The 17,620-nt window shown below is 73.1% G+C and carries 14 protein-coding genes; 9 read left to right on the forward strand and 5 right to left on the reverse strand.

What is annotated here, in order from left to right:
* Window positions 1-33: 33 nt before the first annotated feature.
* Entirely contained in the window at window positions 34-1,521 is a 1,488-nt protein-coding gene (locus tag ACY0I8_RS03240) for an AAA family ATPase (protein ID WP_461393559.1), read from the reverse strand.
* 51 nt (window positions 1,522-1,572) lie between these two features.
* The gene (locus ACY0I8_RS03245) at window positions 1,573-2,004 is read right to left on the reverse strand and encodes a PilZ domain-containing protein (RefSeq protein ID WP_461393560.1); all 432 of its coding nucleotides are present in this window, start codon (window positions 2,002-2,004) and stop codon (window positions 1,573-1,575) included.
* A gap of 230 nt (window positions 2,005-2,234) precedes the next feature.
* Here ACY0I8_RS03245 and ACY0I8_RS03250 point away from each other — a divergent pair, with 230 nt between their 5' ends.
* The 5 genes from ACY0I8_RS03250 to ACY0I8_RS03270 all read left to right on the forward strand — a co-directional run bounded on the left by ACY0I8_RS03250 (window position 2,235) and on the right by ACY0I8_RS03270 (window position 9,662).
* Window positions 2,235-3,644, forward strand: coding sequence for a HEAT repeat domain-containing protein (locus ACY0I8_RS03250; protein ID WP_461393561.1), 1,410 nt, complete (start codon window positions 2,235-2,237; stop codon window positions 3,642-3,644).
* Entirely contained in the window at window positions 3,626-4,282 is a 657-nt protein-coding gene (locus ACY0I8_RS03255; RefSeq protein WP_461393562.1) for a lysostaphin resistance A-like protein, read from the forward strand. The genes ACY0I8_RS03250 and ACY0I8_RS03255 overlap by 19 nt, the downstream gene beginning before the upstream one ends.
* A gap of 148 nt (window positions 4,283-4,430) precedes the next feature.
* Complete coding sequence (locus ACY0I8_RS03260) at window positions 4,431-5,507, forward strand: AI-2E family transporter (RefSeq protein ID WP_461393563.1); 1,077 nt, start codon at window positions 4,431-4,433, stop codon at window positions 5,505-5,507.
* Window positions 5,507-6,190, forward strand: coding sequence for a hypothetical protein (locus ACY0I8_RS03265; RefSeq protein ID WP_461393564.1), 684 nt, complete (start codon window positions 5,507-5,509; stop codon window positions 6,188-6,190). The genes ACY0I8_RS03260 and ACY0I8_RS03265 overlap by 1 nt, the downstream gene beginning before the upstream one ends.
* Window positions 6,191-6,275: 85 nt before the next feature.
* Complete coding sequence (locus ACY0I8_RS03270) at window positions 6,276-9,662, forward strand: hybrid sensor histidine kinase/response regulator (protein ID WP_461393565.1); 3,387 nt, start codon at window positions 6,276-6,278, stop codon at window positions 9,660-9,662.
* Between the two features lie 48 nt (window positions 9,663-9,710).
* On the opposite strand, the gene ACY0I8_RS03275 is transcribed toward ACY0I8_RS03270, so the two are convergent.
* Window positions 9,711-10,271, reverse strand: a complete 561-nt coding sequence (locus ACY0I8_RS03275; protein ID WP_461393566.1) for a hypothetical protein — start codon at window positions 10,269-10,271, stop codon at window positions 9,711-9,713.
* 125 nt (window positions 10,272-10,396) lie between these two features.
* On the reverse strand, window positions 10,397-11,215 hold the full coding sequence (locus ACY0I8_RS03280; protein ID WP_461393567.1) for an alpha/beta fold hydrolase: 819 nt from the start codon (window positions 11,213-11,215) through the stop codon (window positions 10,397-10,399).
* On the opposite strand from ACY0I8_RS03280, the gene ACY0I8_RS03285 reads away from it, so the two are divergent.
* The 3 genes from ACY0I8_RS03285 (at window position 11,214) to ACY0I8_RS03295 (ending at window position 15,097) form a co-directional block, all read left to right on the forward strand.
* Window positions 11,214-11,822: a TlpA family protein disulfide reductase gene (locus ACY0I8_RS03285; protein WP_461393568.1), complete on the forward strand. Its 609-nt coding sequence runs from the start codon at window positions 11,214-11,216 to the stop codon at window positions 11,820-11,822. The genes ACY0I8_RS03280 and ACY0I8_RS03285 overlap by 2 nt on opposite strands.
* Window positions 11,823-12,230: 408 nt before the next feature.
* On the forward strand, window positions 12,231-13,292 hold the full coding sequence (locus ACY0I8_RS03290; RefSeq protein WP_461393569.1) for a type IV pilus twitching motility protein PilT: 1,062 nt from the start codon (window positions 12,231-12,233) through the stop codon (window positions 13,290-13,292).
* The gene (locus tag ACY0I8_RS03295; RefSeq protein WP_461393570.1) at window positions 13,289-15,097 is read left to right on the forward strand and encodes a DUF4388 domain-containing protein; all 1,809 of its coding nucleotides are present in this window, start codon (window positions 13,289-13,291) and stop codon (window positions 15,095-15,097) included. The genes ACY0I8_RS03290 and ACY0I8_RS03295 overlap by 4 nt, the downstream gene beginning before the upstream one ends.
* 287 nt (window positions 15,098-15,384) lie before the next feature.
* Here ACY0I8_RS03295 and ACY0I8_RS03300 read toward each other — a convergent pair whose 3' ends face one another.
* Complete coding sequence (locus ACY0I8_RS03300; protein ID WP_461393571.1) at window positions 15,385-17,034, reverse strand: GspE/PulE family protein; 1,650 nt, start codon at window positions 17,032-17,034, stop codon at window positions 15,385-15,387.
* Between the two features lie 109 nt (window positions 17,035-17,143).
* Between ACY0I8_RS03300 and ACY0I8_RS03305 the strand changes: the two genes are divergently transcribed.
* Window positions 17,144-17,527, forward strand: coding sequence for a response regulator (locus ACY0I8_RS03305; protein WP_459942152.1), 384 nt, complete (start codon window positions 17,144-17,146; stop codon window positions 17,525-17,527).
* The last annotated feature ends 93 nt before the right edge of the window (window positions 17,528-17,620 follow it).

Below are 17,620 nucleotides of genomic sequence, written 5' to 3' on the forward strand. Positions count from 1 at the left end.
CCTCGCGTTGGACGGGGAGCTGGCCGGAGCCGGTCAGTGCATCTCTTTGTTCGCCTTGCGGGTGCGGTCGGCGGCCCACTCCCGGAGCCGCTCGATCCGCTCGCTCATGAGCTTCGAGATCGGCACCACCTCCCGGATTCCCTGGAGGATGTCCTCGGTGGTGAAATCCCGCTCGCCGTCGTCAAAGGCGTTGTACATGGCATTGATGATGGCCTGCTCGATCTCGGCGCCGCTGAACCCCTCGGTCTCCCCCGCGAGGAGCGGGATGTCGTAGTGGCGGATCACGGGGCGCACCTTCGACAGGTGCACCCGGAAGATCTCCATGCGCTCCTCGTAGTTGGGCAGATCGACGAAGAAGATCTCGTCGAACCGGCCCTTGCGCATGAGCTCCGGGGGAAGGTTGGTAATGTCGTTGCCCGTGGCGATCACGAACACCGGCTTTTCCTTCTCCTGCATCCAGGTCAGGAACGTGCCAAACACCCGGGCCGAGGTGCCGGAGTCCCCGGCCCCGGTCACGGAGGAAAAGGCCTTCTCGATCTCGTCGATCCACAGGATGCAGGGGCTGATGGTCTCGGCCAGAAGAAGGGCCTTTCGCATGCGCTCCTCCGACTCGCCCACCAGGCTCCCGAACACCTTGCCCATATCGAGCCGCAGCAGCGGCAGGCGCCACAGGGCCGAGGTGGCCTTGGCCGTGAGGCTTTTTCCCGTGCCCTGGATGCCGATGATGAGGATGCCCTTGGGATTCGGGAGCCCGTACTCCTTGGCACGGCTCGAAAAGGCCTTGTCGCGCTTTTTGAGCCAGTCCTTGAGGTTGTCGAGCCCGCCGATGTCCGAGATCTTCTCCCGGGCCGGGAAGAACTCGAGCACCTCCTCCTTGCGGATCACCTTCTGCTTTTCGGACAAGACGAGCTGGATCGCCGACTGGTCGAGCACCTGGTTTTTGAGGATGGCCTTGACGAACACGCCCCGGGCCTGGTTCTCGGTGAGCCCCAGGGCCGACTTCACGAGCTTCTCCTCGGCCTCCTTCGAGAGGTCCACCTTCACGTCCCGCGATTCGCAGATCTCGTGGAGGATCTCCCGCAGGGCCTCGTAGTCGGGAAGGGGGAGGAACACCTGGGGCACGTCGTCGCGGATCTCGGGGGGGAGCTTGAAGAACGGCGACACGAGCACCACGGTCTTCCGGGTGGCCCGCAGGGAGTACAGCAGGTTCCGGAGCATCCGCACGATGACCGGCTGCTCGAAGAAGGGGTGGAAATCCTCGAGCACGAAGATGCCGTCGCCCCGGTAGCCCTCGATCCGCTGGAGCGCCGTCAGGGGGTCCATGCGGCCCTCGTCCAGGGGGTTCGAGCCCCCCTCCCGCCGAAACCCCATCACGGTGTTCCAGAAAAAGAGGTCCCGGCCGTTGAGCCCCTGGGCCACCTCCTTCAGGAGGTCGCGGGCCCGCTCCTCCTCCCCCGTGACCACCGAGATCACGGGTTGGCGGGACCGAATCAGGATGTCGAGCTCTTCGCGGATGTGCATGGATCGCCTGGCCTCCCGGCGTCGAGCGGCGCCGAACCGGTGTTTTGTCGGCTACTCTAGGCCAGCCCCGGCGGGCGGGTCAACGCGGGCCAGTCGTTCCTTCTCCCGCTCGAGGTACCGGCGCATGGCCTGCCAGTGATCGTCCCAGATGTCCACGAACTCGATGCCCACCTCGTGGCGCCCCCCGTCCAAAGGGCGGTGCCGGGCCACCCGGCCGATGGCCGTGAGCGGCCGGGTGACCGAGTCCTGGTCGTGCTTGAGGAACTCCGAGGAGTGCTTGCTCCAGCCCACCAGCCGCAGGGCCACCTGCACGGGCCGCTCGGGGTCGAGGGGCCGGCCGAGGACCAGGCGCACCCCCCCTTCGCTCACGTCGAGCATCTCGGCCTCCAGTTCGGGGGCCTGCCCCAGCGGATAGGTGATCTCCTGGCACGTGATGGTGGCCCGCTTGGGAATCCGTTCGTGGCGGCGACGCTCCTCGGGCATGAGATTTCCTCCTTGGGTCTGGGGAAACGGGAACGCCCCGCCAATGTACCGGAACCGCCCCCCGGGGGGCCAGCGTTCGTGGACGTTGGAGGCCCAGGCCCGGAACCGGTAGACTGCCTGGCCGGGCGGCTCGGCGGCCGAACCCACCGGGGACTCGGGGGTGCCCACACGGCGTCGCTTGGATTTGAACCTCCCAGCCCCATACCTCCCGGGGAAACGGATAGACCTTCATGACGAACGAAAGCTTCGACGCCTCGCCCCGAACGGGCGGAGCCCTCCTGGCCTGCCTCGGCCTGGGCGTCGTCGCCGGAGGCGCGCTGGGGGCGGTGCGCACCCGGGAGGCGGCGCTCCATCTTCTGGCCAAGAACCGGGCCCTCCTGGAGGCCGGGATCCCGGCCCTCCCGGGCGCCGGCCACCTGGAGACCCTGGGGTCCTGGGCCCCGGCCGGGGCGGGGGCCGTGTTTTTCGGCCTGAGCCTCGGCCTCGGCGGGGCGGCGCTTCTGGCCGCCGCGGCCGGCCTTCTGGGCGCCCTCCCGAACTCCTGGGGCCGGCGGCTCCCCTGGGCCGCGGCCCTCGCCCCGGCCCTCCTCTACGCCTGGGGCCGCGATGCGGGCCTCGCGGCGGCCGCCCTGGCGCCGGCGCTCGCCGCCGGCCGGTGGGGCGCCGGGCTTCGGCCCTCGCGGCAGGGGCTCCTCCCGTTGGTCTGCGCCCTCGTGGCGCTTCTTGGCCTCGTGCCCTGGGCCCGGGCGCCGGAAGGGGCGTTCACCCGGTTCCGGGACCGGGTGCTCCTGGCGCGGCCGACGGGGCCGGCGCTCGCCCTCGACACCTTCTACTACCGCTGGACCCTCTACCCGGCCGAGGCGATCAAGCCCCTCCGGGCCCGAAGCCAGCCCACGGCGTGGGTGGATCCCGGGGTGGACGACCGGGAGGCGGCCTGCCGGGACCTGGCCCGGCTCGGCGCGTGGTGCGTGGACCGGGCCGAGGCGGCCGACGCGCGGCTCCTCCCGGGCCCCGGCGGGTCCCGGCTCCAAGCCGGGGGCGCCGAACTGGCCTGGCCCCGCGATCCGGCCGGCCAGCGGGAGGCCTGGGCCCGGCTCTCCGACCGCCACGACCCGGCCAGGCCCCTTCGCCGGACCACCGCGGCGGCCCTCTTCTCCGGGTGCCCCCTGGTCCTGGCCGGCCTACTCGGCGCCCTCGCGGTGTGGCTCGGTTCGTGGATGCCGACCGAGCCCCAACGGAGGCTCGGGGCTCTCGTGTGCGCCCTCCTCCTCGCCGGGCTCGTGGCGGCGGTGTCCCGGCCGCCCCCGTGGCTCGCCCGCGTCCGGGCCGAGCTCGCCGCACCCCAGCGGCCCGACCCCGTGCGGGTGCGGGAGGGGCTCGCGGCCGCCCGGCCCGCCGAGCGGTTCTACGCCGCCCGCGCCGCCGGCCGGCTGGGCCCCGGCTGGGAAGGGGATCTCGTGCGGGCCCTCGGGGACCCCGTGATCAACGTGCGCTACGGGGCGGCCGAGGCCCTGGGCCGGATCGGGACCCCCGAGGCCCGCCGCGCCCTCCGGCGGATCCTGGACGGCGAGGCCGACTGGTACGTGAAGGAACGGGCCTGGGAGGGGCTCCGGAGGCTGGGATGGCGGCCCGGGCCCTGACCCCGGCCGAGGCCGTGGCGGCCGTGGCGGCCTGGGCCCTCCTTGAAGCGGGCCTTGCCCGGGCCCTGCCGCGGCCGCCCTCCCCGGTAGCGGCCCTGGGGTGGACCGGGGCGATCCGCCTCGGGGAACTCGCCCTCGCCGCCGCCTGGTGGAGGGCGCGGGGGTTCGGCGCGGGGCGGCTCGGGCTCGGCGGCGCCCCGGCCCGGGCCGGGGCGCGAACCGGCATCGCCTGGGCGCTGGCCTTCGGGGCCGCCGCGTTCGGCTCCGAGGCGATCGTTCGGCTAGCCACCGGGCACGGGTGGCTCGGGGTCCTGGCGGGACCCCGCCTGGCGCCGGACCACCTGGCCTGGCTCCTCCTCGTGGGGGCGCTCGTTGCGCCGGCGTTCGAGGAACTCCTTTTCCGGGGGGTCCTCTACGGGTCGTTTCGGGACCGCTGGGGGCCCTGGCCGGCCGTGGCGGGATCCACGGCCGTGTTCGCCCTGGCCCACCTGGGCACCGCCGCGGTTCCCTGGACCCAGGTGGTGGGCGGGGTGGTGTTCTGCCTCGCCTACGAGCGCTCCGGGAGCCTGTGGGCGCCCTACCTCGTCCACGCCGCGGGAAACGCCTGCCTCTTTCTTCTACCGTGGATCGTGGGGTAGTCTCGCCGGGGCCGCTGGGCGGCGGGCGGCACCCCGCCCCAGAGCGCAAGGCGGAGCAGCGCGCGGGGACCGATGTTCCGCGGGCCCAAAGCAGGGCCCATGCCCCGGCCGGAGACCGACGACCGTTGACCGAGGACCGATCCTTCCCATGGCACGGGACCGACTGAGCACGACCCTGTGGGCGCTGGCCGGCGTGGCCGCCGGGCTCTGGCTTCTGGCGCGGCTCGAGACCGTGGTGGTGCCGCTTCTGGTGGGCTGGTTCATCGCCTACGCCCTCGACCCCCTCCTCGACCGCCTGGAGGCGCGCCGCATTCCCCGGGCCGCGGGCATCCTGATTCTGCTGACCTTTGCCTCCCTCCTGGCCGTGCTCGCCGTGATCGTCGTGATCCCGACCCTGGTGGAGCAGGTGCGCGACGCCACCCGGGCGCTGCCGGGCTACCTCGAGGCGGCCCGCACCAGCTGGATCCCCCGGCTGGAGGCCTGGATCGGGCGGCCCCTGCCGGCCGACCCGGCGGCCGGGCTCTCGGAACTCCTGGGGGCCGTCGGCACGAGCCTTCCCGACCTGGGGGGCAAGGCCGCGGCCGTGGCCGGCCGGGTGGTGGCGAACCTCTGGGGGCTCGTGGGCACCCTGCTGGGACTGGCCCTGATCCCGGTGTTCGCCTTCTACCTGCTCTTGGATTTCAACGGCCTGGGCTCCCGGATCGTGGACCTCGTGCCCCTTCGGCACCAGCCGTTCGCCAGCCGGGTGCTGGAGCGGGCCGACGAGGCCCTGGGGGCCTTCGTGCGGGGCCAGATCGCGGTGTGCGCCGCGCTGGCGCTGGTGTACGCGGTGGGCCTCACCCTTACCGGGATCGACATGCCCTGGGTCGTGGGCGGCCTCGCCGGCGCGCTCTTCATCGTGCCCTACCTGGGCACCCTGGTCGGCGTGGTTCTGGCAAGCCTCCTGGCGCTCCTCAAGTACCACAACCTCGCCCACCTGCTGGCCGTGTGGGGCGTCTTTGCCGCGGGCCAGGCCCTCGAGGGGTTTGTGCTCACCCCCCGGCTCGTGGGCGACCGGGTGGGGCTGCACCCGGTCGCCGTGATCGTGGCGGTGCTGGCCGGGGGCGAACTCTTCGGGGTGGTGGGGGTGCTCCTGGCGGTGCCGGCGGCCGCCGTGCTCCGGGTGGGGCTTTCGGAGGGCCTCGCCCTCTACCGGGCCTCGGCCTGGTACCGGGAGGGCGGCTGATGCTCCCGGTGGCGGCCCTCGTCTCCCACCTGCGGCTCCACGCCCCCGACCTGGCCCGCCGGCTCGACGGCATCACCGGCCTCGAGCGCACGCAGGCCGGGCTCCGGGTCAAGGTTCCCGGGGCAGGCTGGGCCCACCGGGAACTCCTGGCGGCCCGGGATCGGCTCGCGGCCGAAGCCGCCCGGGTGTTCGGGCACGGACTCGAGATCGAGATCGCCCCCGGGCCGGCCGACCCCGAGCGGCTCCCGTTCCCGGTGCTTTCGTCCAAATACTGGAACCTCGTGGCGTTCTGGGTCTGGGACAGGCTCCGGTGGACCGCCCTGGCCGTGCCCAAACCCGAGTACCACACCCGGTGGGTGGACGCGCCGGAGCCCCCGGCCGCACCCCTGGCGCTCCGGGGCGAGGTGCCCCGCGGGGGCCCGGCCCACGCCCTGCCGGAACTCCTCGACGCCCTGGCGGCCGAGGCCCAGCACCGGCGCTCCTACGTCCACCTCGTCACCCCGTTCCCCGGGGACGAGGAGGCTGACCGGCTGGAACGCGTCTTGTACGCCGCCAAGGACTGGGGCACCCCCCATACCCCGGGGCCGGTGCTCCAGCGCTACGTGGGCCGCATCCACTACGTGGACCCCGACACTTTCCCTGCGGGGATCCGGATCGCGAGGGGGCTTGTAAAAAAAGACTAATCCTGGGATCATGCGGACTTAAAGATCTGGGGCGGGCCGGCCGAAACGGGAACGATCCCTGTCGGTACCCCGGAGGCGCCCCCGGATGACCCGCTGGTTCCTGTCCGTCGCCCTCGCCTGGCTCCTCGCGGCCGCTCCGCCGGTCGCGGCCCGGTCCCACCGCCTCGTGGTGGTGGTGCACTCCTACCACCAGGGCCTCTCCTGGGTGGACCGGGTCAACGAGGGGCTGTGGGAGGAGCTGGGCCCGGCCGAGCCGGCCGTGGACCTACGGTTCGAGTACCTCGACACGAAGTCCCACCGCGACCCCGCCTACCTCGACCTCCAGGAGCGGCTCCTCGCCGCCAAGTACGCTTCCCCGCCACCCGCCGTGGTGATCGCCTGCGACAACAACGCCCTCGCGTTCCTGAGGGAACGGCGGGACCGGGTGTTCGGCGCCGTGCCCGTGGTGTTCTGCGGGATCAACGGGTTTTCCGACGACCTCCTGGCGGGGCTGGCCCCCGTGACCGGGGTGGCCGAGGAGGTGGAGTTCCGGGAGAACCTGGACCTGATCCGGCGGCTTCACCCGGACCTCTCGGCGCTGGTGGTGTACGGGGCCGACACCCCCACCTTCCGGGCGAACCGGAGGGGCCTTGTGGAGGCGGCCCGGAACCTCGGTCTCGAGGGCCTCCTCCGGTTCCGGCCCGGGCTCACCGCCGAAGAGGCCGCTCACGATGCGGCCCGACTCCGGGCCGGCACCGTGGCCGTCCTGCTCGAGACCCTGAGGGACCGAGAGGGCACGGCCCTCGAGTTCGGCACGGCGGCCCGCCGGCTCCGTCAGGCCGCCTCGGTGCCCCTGTACTCCTTCTGGGACATGTTCCTGGGCCACGGGATCGTGGGCGGAAAGCTCGTGAGCGGCGCGGCCCAGGGCCGCACGGCCGGGCGGCTCGCGCTGCGGGTCCTCCAGGGCGCGAAGCCCCTGGACCTCCCCGTGGTCCGGACCGGCGCCAACCCCTGGCTGTTCGACCACCGGGAACTCCGGCGCTTCGGGATCGGCGAGGGCCTCCTGCCGGCCGGCAGCCGGGTGCTCTTCCGGCCCCCCGGATTCTGGGAGCGCTACGGCCCGGTCGCCGGACCCGTGGGGCTCGTGCTGTTTCTGCTGGGCGGCATCGCCGTGGTCCAGGCGGCCGATGCCCGGCGCCAGCGGAGGGCCAAGCGGGCCGTGCAGAAGACCCGCGACTTCCTCCAGGCGATCCTGGACGGCGTGGCCGAACCGATCCTGGTGATCGACCGACACTACCGGGTCACCCTGCGAAACCGGGCCGCCCGCGAAAACTCGGCCGTCCCCGACGCGCCCACCTGTCACGCCCTCTCCCACGGCCGTGACGGCCCCTGTGGGGGGGAACACCACCCCTGCCCCTTGGAGGAGGTGGTCCGAACCGGGGAACCGGTCACCGTGACCCATATCCATCGCGGGCCCCAGGGGCAGGACCGGCACGTGGAGCTCTTGGCCTCGCCCCTCCGGAACGAGCGCGGCGAGGTGACGGGCATCGTGGAGACGGCGCGCGACGTCACGGAACGGCTCCAGGCCTTCGAGCAGGTCCGGCGGGGGAAGGAGGAGTGGGAGCGAACCTTCGACGCCGTTCCGGACCTCATCGCCCTGATCGGCCCCGACCACCGGATCCGCCGGGTCAACCGCGCCCTGGCGGAGCGCCTGGGCACCTCGCCCCAGGCCCTCGTGGGCCGGCCCTGCTACGAGGTGATCCACGGCGGCGACGCTCCCCATCCGTCGTGCCCCCACCGGCGGATGCTCCAAGACGGGAAACCGCACGTCGCCGAGGTCCACGAGCCCCACCTGGGCGGGTATTTCTTCGTCTCCACCTCGCCCCTCCCAGCTGGCGAGGGCGGGCCGGGCTGCGTGCACGTGGCCCGGGACATCTCCGACCTGAAGCGGACCCAGGCCGCTCTGGAGGCCGAGCGAAACCGGCTCCGGGTGACCCTGGAGAGCATCGGCGACGGGGTGATCGCCGTGGATGCCCAGGGTCGGGTGGCGCTCCTGAACCCGACGGCCGAGGCGCTCACGGGATGGAGCGCCCGGGAGGCCCAGGGCCGGCCTCTCGGCGAGGTGTTCCGGATCGTCAACGAGACCACCCGGGAACCCGCCCAGGACCCCGTACAGACCGTCCTGTCCACCGGCCGGATCGCGGGGCTCGCCCATCACACCCTGCTCCTTTCCCGGGACGGCCGGGAAACCGCGATCGCCGACAGCGCCGCCCCGATCCGGGACGAACGGGGAAACGTGGTGGGAGCGGTCCTGGTGTTCCGGGACGTGACCGAGGAACGTCGCCGCGAACGCGAGCGCGCCCGGGCCCAGCACCTGGAGTCCCTCGGGGTGCTAGCCGGCGGCATCGCCCACGACTTCAACAACCTGCTCATGGGCATCTCGGCGAACCTCGAGGCCGCCCGGCGTAAGGTGGCGCCCTCGGACCCCGCCTACCCGCGGCTCGCCCAGGCCGAGGCCGCCTGCTTCCGGGCCACCCAACTCACCCGGCAACTTCTCACCTTCGCCCGGGGCGGGGAACCGGTGCGCCAGAGGGTCCACCTGGCCGAGCACCTCGAGGAGTGGGCCCGGTTTCCCCTGCGGGGCTCCAACGTCGCCCTTGATCTTCGCCTGTCCGCCAATCTCCCGCCGGTGGAAGCCGACCCGGGGCAACTGGAGCAGGTGATCACGAACCTGGTCCTCAACGCCCGGCAGGCCATGCCCAGGGGCGGCACGGTCCGGGTCGTGGCCGGCTCCTGCACGGTCGGGGAAAACGAACACCCCGGGCTTGCGACGGGGGAGTACGTGGTCGTCGAGGTCGAGGACACCGGCATCGGCATCCCCCCGGAGCACCTGCCCAAGATCTTCGACCCCTACTTCACCACAAAGCAGACCGGGAGCGGCCTCGGGCTCGCCACCGTGCACTCCATCGTGCGGCGCCACGGCGGCACGGTGACCGTGACCTCGAAGCTCGGCGAGGGCACGCGGTTCCGGGTGTACCTTCCGGCGGCGGCAGGCTCGGCCCCGGTCAGCCCCGGGACGCCGGAGCCGGCCGGCCACGGGGCCCGCCCTTCCGGAACCGCGCGCATCCTGGTCATGGACGACGAGGAGATGCTCCGGGACGTGCTGTGCGAGGTGCTGGAGGACATGGGGTATCAGGTGGAGGCCACGGCCGACGGCGAGGAGGCCGTGGAGCGGTACCGGGAGGAACGGGAGGCCGGGCGCCCCTTCGATCTCGTGATCCTGGACCTCACCGTGCCGGCCGGCGTGGGTGGGCAGGAAGCGCTCCGCCGGATCCGGGAGTTCGACCCCGGGGTGCGGGCCGTGGCCTCGAGCGGATATGCCTCGGACCCGGTGCTCGCGACCCCCGGCGAGCACGGGTTCGCCGGCTCGGTGGCCAAACCCTACCGCCTCGACGAGCTCGACCGCGTGATCCGCTCGATCCTGGAACGGTAAGGCGGGCGCAGGCTGGGCGCGCGGACACCCCGCTGGCCTTCTAGCCTTCTAGCCTTCTAGCTTTCGCGCCTGTACCCCCTCCCCCGGGAACAGTCGCTCCACCAACGCATCGAGGGCGTGGGCCTCCTGGAACGCCGCCTTGGCCGCCTCGAAATCCGCGGCCTCGCACCGCTCCAGGAGCTCCTCGAGCCGGTCGAGCACCTGTTCGGCCTCGAGCCGCCGCGCCTCGTCCCACCGCAGCCCGGTGAGCCACACGGGTTCCAGGTCCTCGTCCAGGAACCCGACCCGCACCTCGGCCTGGCCCGCCAGGCGGCGCAGGTAGTCCCGGTCGGCCGGGTCCTCGGGGTCGAAGTACACCTCGCCCAGAAGCTCCCCCGCCCCCGGGGCCTCGCACCGGACCAGCCAGCAGGCCACCGGCCCGTGCTCCGTGGCCTCCACGGCCCAGCCGGCCTCCACCGGCGCCCCCGCCTTTTTCAGGGCCTCGGCCACGTCCCGGCGGGTCTTCACGAGGAGCACGGCCTCCTCCCCCTGGCCCAGGTCGAGCCCCACGGCCACCACGGCGAAGGGCTCCTCCGCCAAGAACTCCCGGATCTCCTCGGCCATACGCATGAGAGGTCCCTCTTTGGTCTGCGGTCTACAGTCTACAGTCGACGGTCTGCGGTCTTCCGGCTTCTCCCCGGGGCGTGAGGGCCCGAACCCCGGCCGTCTGGCGCACCTCGGGGGGAACACGGAACTCACGCGCCGGACACCGACCCGTCCCCTTGGGGCGCGGGCCGCGCCGCCCGGGCGTGCGGCCCAGGCCCCGAAGCCCGCAGAGATCGCACGAACTCCGCCAGGATCGCGGCGAACTCTTGGGCCCGGCCCAGGCACAGGATGTGGTCGGCGCCGGGCAGGATCCTGAGCGCGGCCCGGGGCAGGCGCCGGGCCATCCGGCGGGCGTGGGAGGGGGGGGCGAGCCAGTCGCGCCCGCCGGCCACCACGAGGGCCGGCATCCCTAACTCGGGCAACCGGGGCTCAAGATTGGTGCGCGCGAGGTCGATGTACAACCGGCGCATCGTGGGCCGGTGGGCCCGGCGCACCATGTCCTCCACCACGGGCCGGGCCCAATCGGGCCCCTGGTGGCGACTGAACGCCCACCGCACCGAGGCCTGGAACACCTCCATGGCCAGTCGGCCCCCGAGCCCGGCAAAGGCCAGGGCGGCCCATCGGCGAAGCCCCCGGCCCCACCGGGCCGAGGTGCAGCAGAGCCCCAGGCCGGCCACCCGTTCCGGCCGCTCCAGGGCGGCCACGAGGGCCACGGTGCCTCCCATGGAGTACCCGAGGATCGCCACCGGCCCGGGGCCCCAGTGGGCGTCGATCCGGTCCCACAACCACCGGGCGTAGGCGGCCACGCCCCGTTGGGCCGGGGGCAGCGGCGGTTCGGCGCCGAACCCGGGGAGGTCCGGTGCGAACACAGGGCCCAGTTCTTGCAAAACCGGCAGTTGCAAGTTCCACATGCGGTGGTCCACGCCCAGGCCGTGGACCAACACGACCCGGAGGTCACCGTCGGCCATGGACCGCGCTCCCCGTGAAACAGCGCGAAACGCTGCGCAACAACTTCTGGCCCTCCTGGCCGTGGTCGCGGTGGTCCTGTGGGGATCCCCCGCCCACCCGGGTGCGCCAAGACCCACGGACGGCACGGTGCGGGTGGGCGATATGGCGCCGGACTTCCGGCTCACCACCTTCGACGGCGCCCCCCTGTGCCTCACCGATTGCCTGAACGGGGGCAAGCCGGTGCTCATCGTGTTCTGGAGCTATTTCTGTTTCCCGTGTCAAAAAGAACTTCCCGCCCTCGCGGAACTGGCCCGGAGCCTCGAGGACCGCGTGCGGGTGGTGGGCATCTGCCTCGACGGGCCCCAGTACGACAACAAGATCCTCCCCTTCATCGAGGCAAACCGTATCACATTCCCCAACGGGTACGACAGGCAGACCCAGCAGTTCTTCGAGGTGGCCGAGCGCTACGGGGTGGTGGGCACCCCCACCCTCTACCTCGTGGACGCCACCGGCCGAATCCGGTTCATCCACCTGGGCCGGATCCCCACCGACGTCCTGGAGAAGGTGATCGAATCCGCCCAGGACCCCAGCTTCTGCGCCGAGATCCTGCCGCCCAAGGCCGAGTGAGCCCGTCCCCCCGGGGGCAGGGGTGGAACCACGGAGGGCACGGAGGACACGGAGGGAAAACCGGCGACAGCCCATGGTTTCCTCCGAGGCCCTGCGAGTGTCCGCCCAGGTCGCGGCCCGAGGTGGAAGCGGGGTCCACCCCGCGATCCGGGCCGAAGGCCCGAAGGAACAGGCATCGGGGCCTGGAGGCTGCTCCCACAGGTTGGGCAGGGCACTGACGCTGGAATCCAGAATGCTTCAACTGCCTGGCCGCCAAGCCGCCTCGCCGCCTCGCCGCCTCGGTCCCCGGTTGCCCCGCAAGGCCCACACATCTCCGTGTCCTCCGTGCCCTCAGTGGTGAAACCCCTTCGGCTCCCGCCCTCGCGCCCCCATTGACAACCCGGCCGGCTTTGCCCTACGGTCCGCGCCATGCCGCGCATCGACGCCCTCCTCCGACATCTGGTGGACCTCGGCGGGTCCGACCTGCACCTGAGCGCCGGGGCGCCCCCGGTGTTCCGGGTGAACGGGCGGCTCCAGAAAACCCGGCACCCCCCGCTTGACCCGGGGGAGGTGGAGGATCTGCTGGCGGAGATCCTCTCCGACGAGGAGATCGCCCGGCTGGAGGACGAGGGCGACCTCGACTTCTCCTACGGGGCGGAGGGGCTGGGCCGGTTCCGGGGCAACGCCTACACCCACCGCAAGGGCTGGGCCGCCGCGTTCCGGTGGATCCCCGGAGCGCCCCCGACCCTGGAGCAACTGGGCCACCCCCCCGTGGTGGCCGAACTCGCCCTGGCCCAGCGGGGGCTCGTGGTGGTCACCGGGCCCACGGGCTCCGGCAAGTCCACGACCCTGGCGGCCATGATCCAGCACCGGAACCGGGAACGGGCCGACCACGTGATCACCCTGGAGGATCCGCTGGAGTTCCTCCACGAGGACGACCGGTGCCTGATCCACCAGCGGGAGGTCCGCCGCCACGCCCGGTCGTTCGCCGCCGGGCTCCGGGCGGCCCTGCGGGAAGACCCCGACGTGCTCCTCGTCGGGGAGATGCGCGACACCGAGACCATCGCGATGGCGCTCACGGCGGCCGAGACGGGCATGCTGGTCCTCGGCACCCTCCACACCCAGAGCGCGGCGAAAACCGTGGACCGCATCATCGACGCCTTCCCCGCGGGGCAACAGGACCAGGTGCGGGCCATGCTGGCCGAGAGCCTCCGGGGGGTGGTGGCCCAGGTGCTCCTGCGCCGGGCCGACGGCCGGGGCCGGGTGGCCGGGCTGGAGATCCTGGTGAACGTGCCGGCCGTGGCCCACCTGATCCGCGAGGGGAAGACGTTCCAGATCCCCTCGGTGATCCAGACCGGCCGCAAACAGGGCATGCAACTCCTCGACCAGCACCTCCTGGAACTCGTGAACACGAAGACGATCACGCCCGAGGAGGCCCTGCGCCACGCCCAGAACCGGGCCCTGTTCGAGCGGATGGTCTCGGCGCCATGAGTTCGGCCCGCCCCCGGTTGGGCGACATCCTCCTTCGGGCCGGTCTGGTGGACGACGCGGGCCTCCAGCGGGCCTTGGAGCGCCAGCGGGTGCAGCCGGGCCGGATCGGCACCCATCTTCTGGAACTCGGGGCCGTGAAGGGGGAGGACCTGGCCAAGGCCCTCTCGATCCAGCACCGGGTGCCCCCCTTCCTGCCCGACCTCTATCCCCCGGACCCCGGGGCCATCGGCCGCGTGCCCGAGGCCCTGGCCCGAAGGCGCAGGGCGCTTCCCGTGGCCTGGGACGAAGACCGCGGGACCCTCCAGGTGGCCCTGGCCGATCCCCAGGACCTCGCGGCCGTGGACGAGATCCGGTTCGCGGCCGGCGCCCGGCGGGTGGCCGTGCTGGTGGCGCCCGAGCAGGTGATCGAACGCGAGATCGCCCGGCGGTACCGGGGGGAGGAGCCGGAACCGGCGGACCCCCTGGTTTCCCCAGCGATCCGGCGGGCCGAACCCGCTCCGTCGCGGCCGGGACCCCGGGCCCTCGTGGCCGACCCCTCGGGCCGCCGCGGCCGGGCCGTGGCCGCGCTCTTGGAGGCCGAAGGGTTCCGCGTGACCCGGCCCCGGACCCGGGACGAGGCCGCCCGGGCGTGGGACGCGAGACCCTGGGACCGGGTGTGGGTGCACGCCGACTGGGCCGAGGGGGCCCCGGCCGGGGCGCTGGTGTACCGGTCGCCGGCCGACGAGTGGGCCCAGGCCCTCGGTCCCGTCGAGGCGTTCGCCCGGGAGGCCGAGGCCCTGGCGCGGGAGGCCGTGCCGGCGGCGCGGCGGGCCCTGGCCGACGAGGTGGCGGCCCTCCTTCGGCTGGCGGCGGGCCGGCGCCGTATCGGGGGGTGGGGACTCCGGTGGCTCCTTCTGCGGTTCTGGCGGGCGGCGGCCCGGGGCTGGGACCTCCCGGACGGTCCGACCGAAGCGGAAGGGGCCGACCTCCTGGCCGTGGCGGCGGCGTTCGGCCGGGTGCGGGAGCGCACGGGGTCGGCCCGGGAGGCGGTTCGGGAACTCGGCCGGGACGAGACCCTCGCCCCGGCCGCGGTCACCGAGTTCGCGCGGCTCGCCTCGGGCACCGATCTCCTCGAGCGCCTGGGCGACCGGCCCCGGGCGCTGGCCGTGTTCCCCTCGGCAGAGGCCCCGGAGGGGATCCTGGCGGCCCTCGAGGCGGCCGGCTGGGAGGTGACCCGGGCCGAGGAGCCGGTCGAGGGCGGGGGCGCCGCGGCGGTGCTCGTGCCGGCCGGCCGGGGGGTGGAGTGGATCGAGGGGGGGGCGTTCGGCCGGGACGCCTCGGTGTTCGTGGTGGGCTCGTTCGCCCACCCGGCCGAGGCCCTCTACGCCCTGCGGGCCGGGGCCGAGGATGTGATCGATCCGGCAACCCACCCCGAGCTCGTGGTGGCCAAGCTCGAACGGGCCGCGAGCCGGGCCCGGCCGGCCGCCGCGGGGGTCGAGGGAAGCCTTGCGGACCTCTCGGTGGCCGAGGTGGTGCAGGTGCTCGCCCACGGGCTCCGGACGGCCGTGGTCACCATCGAGGGCCCCCGGGGAAGCGGGGAGATCGCCCTCGAGCGCGGACGGGTCGTCGACGCCCGGGCCGGAGCCCTCCGGGGCGAGGAGGCCGTCTACGAACTCGTCACCTGGGAGGAGGGCCGGTTCCGGATCGCGCCGGGCCTTCCCCCCGACCACCCCCGCACCGTGGAGAACGCCGATACCGAGGGGCTCTTGATGGAAGGGTTCCGAAGGCTCGACGAGGCCCGGCGGGGCGCGGACGGGGCCGACTAACGCCTAACCTACCGGAGCTTCCAAGTAACTTCAGCTAGGCGGCTGGGCTGCTCGGCAGCTAGGCGGCTAAGAACCTTGGGGATTCCGGCGTCATCGCGCCGGCCAGCCCGTGGGAGCGGCTGCAGTATCGGGGGCCAGAAGTCAGAAATCGGAGGTCAGAGAGCCCCCTGTCCTCTGCCTTCTGTCTTCTGGCACGTGGCACCAGCGCCGCTCCCACACCGAAACCCTGACTCGGACGTTAGTGTCCTGCGCAGCGGGGCCCCGAAGGGCCCTGGGGACCTTCCCCCCTACGCCACGTCCCAGAGCTCGGCCAGGCTGACCTCGCCGGCGGCCACGGCCGCCGTCACCTGCTCCGACACCGAGGGCCGGGCCCGGGCCGCGAGGTCGTCCACCCGGCCCTCACCCCACGCCACCCGCATCAGGGCGTCCCGCACCCCCACGTCCACGGGCAGCACCTCGAAAAACGCCCGCCGGCCCACGACGCCACGGCCGCCACAGCGCTTGCACCCCTCGCCCTCTTGAAACGGCGTCGCTCCCTCGGGGAGCCAGCGGGTGAGCGCCTCGCGCTCGGCCGTGCCCAGGGTGCAGGCCACCCGGCAGTCCGGGCACAGGAGCGGCACGAGCCGCTGGTGCACCACGGCCCGGAGTCCGAACAGGGGCAGATCCCGGGCCCGGGCGGCGAGGTCGGCCAGCGCCTCCGCCAGGCTCGCCTCGGCCGAGGCGGCCAGCACCCACCGCCCCCGCACCGCCAGGGAAAGGAGCGGCCCCAGGGCCCCCGGGCCCACCCGGTCCACCACGATCCGGTCGAACTCCAGGTGGCGAAGTTCCGCGAGTACCTGCCGGCGGCCGGCCGGGGTGAGGTTCAGGGTTTCGACCTGCAGGGTCTCCGGGGCCCGGTAAAACACCTCGTCCTCGATGGTCACGGTGCGGCCCCGGCCCGGCACCTCGGCCAGGAGCCCGAAGAGCGTGCTCGCCGTCCCCTCCTCGGACGGGCTTGTCACCCACACGAGGCCGGGCCGGGCCAGGGCGGCCCGGAGGTCCCGCTGGTGGGACGACCGGAATCCCAACTCCTCCAGCGTGCGCGGCGCTCCTTCGGGCTGCACGAGCCGCACCTGGGCCTCCTCGCCCCCGACGCCTCGCAGGATCGACAGGCGAAAGATCCGGGTCTCGGCCGGATCGGCGCCCAAGGCGAACCGGCCCCGCTGCAAGACGCCCCGGGACCGGGCGTCGAGCCCGGCAAGCTGCCGCAGCCGGTCCAGAAGGATGGTGTGCCAGGTGGCTCCGCCCCGAAACAGCACCCGTCCGTCCAGGGTCTCGGCCCGGAGCTCCCCGTCCACAAGGCGCAGGTGGAGGCCCCCCTGCCCCCTCTCGACCACGTCCCCCAGGAGCTTTCGCAAGAGCTCGGTGCCGGTGGGGTCCGACAGGATCTCCTCCTCGCACCCCTGGCACACCCCCGGTTCCCGGACCCCGGTGTCGGGAGGCAACGCGGCCCCGCAGAGCCGGTCGAGGCAGGCCTCGATCTCCTCCCGAAGCGCCGCCACCACCTTGAGGGGCATGCCCGCGCGGGCCGCAAGGTCGTCCAGAGCCGTCCGGCTCGACGGGTCGGCCGCGGCCACCACGAGCCGCCCCGGCTCCCCCTCGGCCCCGGGCTCCTCGTAGAGGGGAAGCACCCCGTAGCGCCGGCACAGCTCGGCCGGCACCCTCCGGAGCGCCTCGGGGTCGATGGCCCCCGGATCGGGGTGCACGAGCGGCAGATCCATCTGCTCGGCCAGGGCCCACCGCACGGCCTGCTCGGTCAGAACGCCCTGGTCGGCCAACACCTCCCCCAGGGGCCGGCCGGTCTCCCGCTGGGCCGACAGGGCCCGCTCCAGATCCTCGGGCCGGATGAGACCCCGTTCCACCAAGAGTTCCCCGAGGCGTTTCGAGTGGTTCGACATTTCTCTCCTCCTGGGCGCCAATTTCATCCTTTGGGGTGATGTGCGCCCGTTCGCCCGGTGCTATTCTCGGCTCCGCGGTTGGGGCACGAGATTCGAGAGAGGGGGAACCATGGGGGCGCGACCGACGGTCTTACTGATCGACACCGACCGGGACATCCTGAACCTGCTCGACTACGCGTTCCGGTCGGAGGGCTTTGACACGGTGATCTGCACCGAACCGGAGGATGCGGTGGGCCACGTGGCCCGGGGAGAGGTGGACTGCGCAGTGGTGGACCTCCACCATGCGCGCACCCCCGAATGCCTGGGGTTTCTGAACGCGGTCCGCGAGCTACCCCGGGGAAGGAGCCTGCCGGTTCTCGTGACCTCGGCGGGGTATCACGCCGAAACGGTCCGGCAGGCGCTCCGGCTGGGCGCCCGGAAGTTCATCCCGAAGCCCTTCTATCCGTCGGAACTCCTGAGCGAAGTCCGGGCCGCCGTCGCCCCGGCGGCCTAAGCTCCCGGAAGCTCTTCCGGGGGGAAGAGCGGCCCTTCCCACCGGGGAAAGGTTTCCCCCACCTTTCCCCGGTGGAGCAGGGTTTCCACCGCA

Source organism: Deferrisoma sp., from assembly GCF_054681715.1.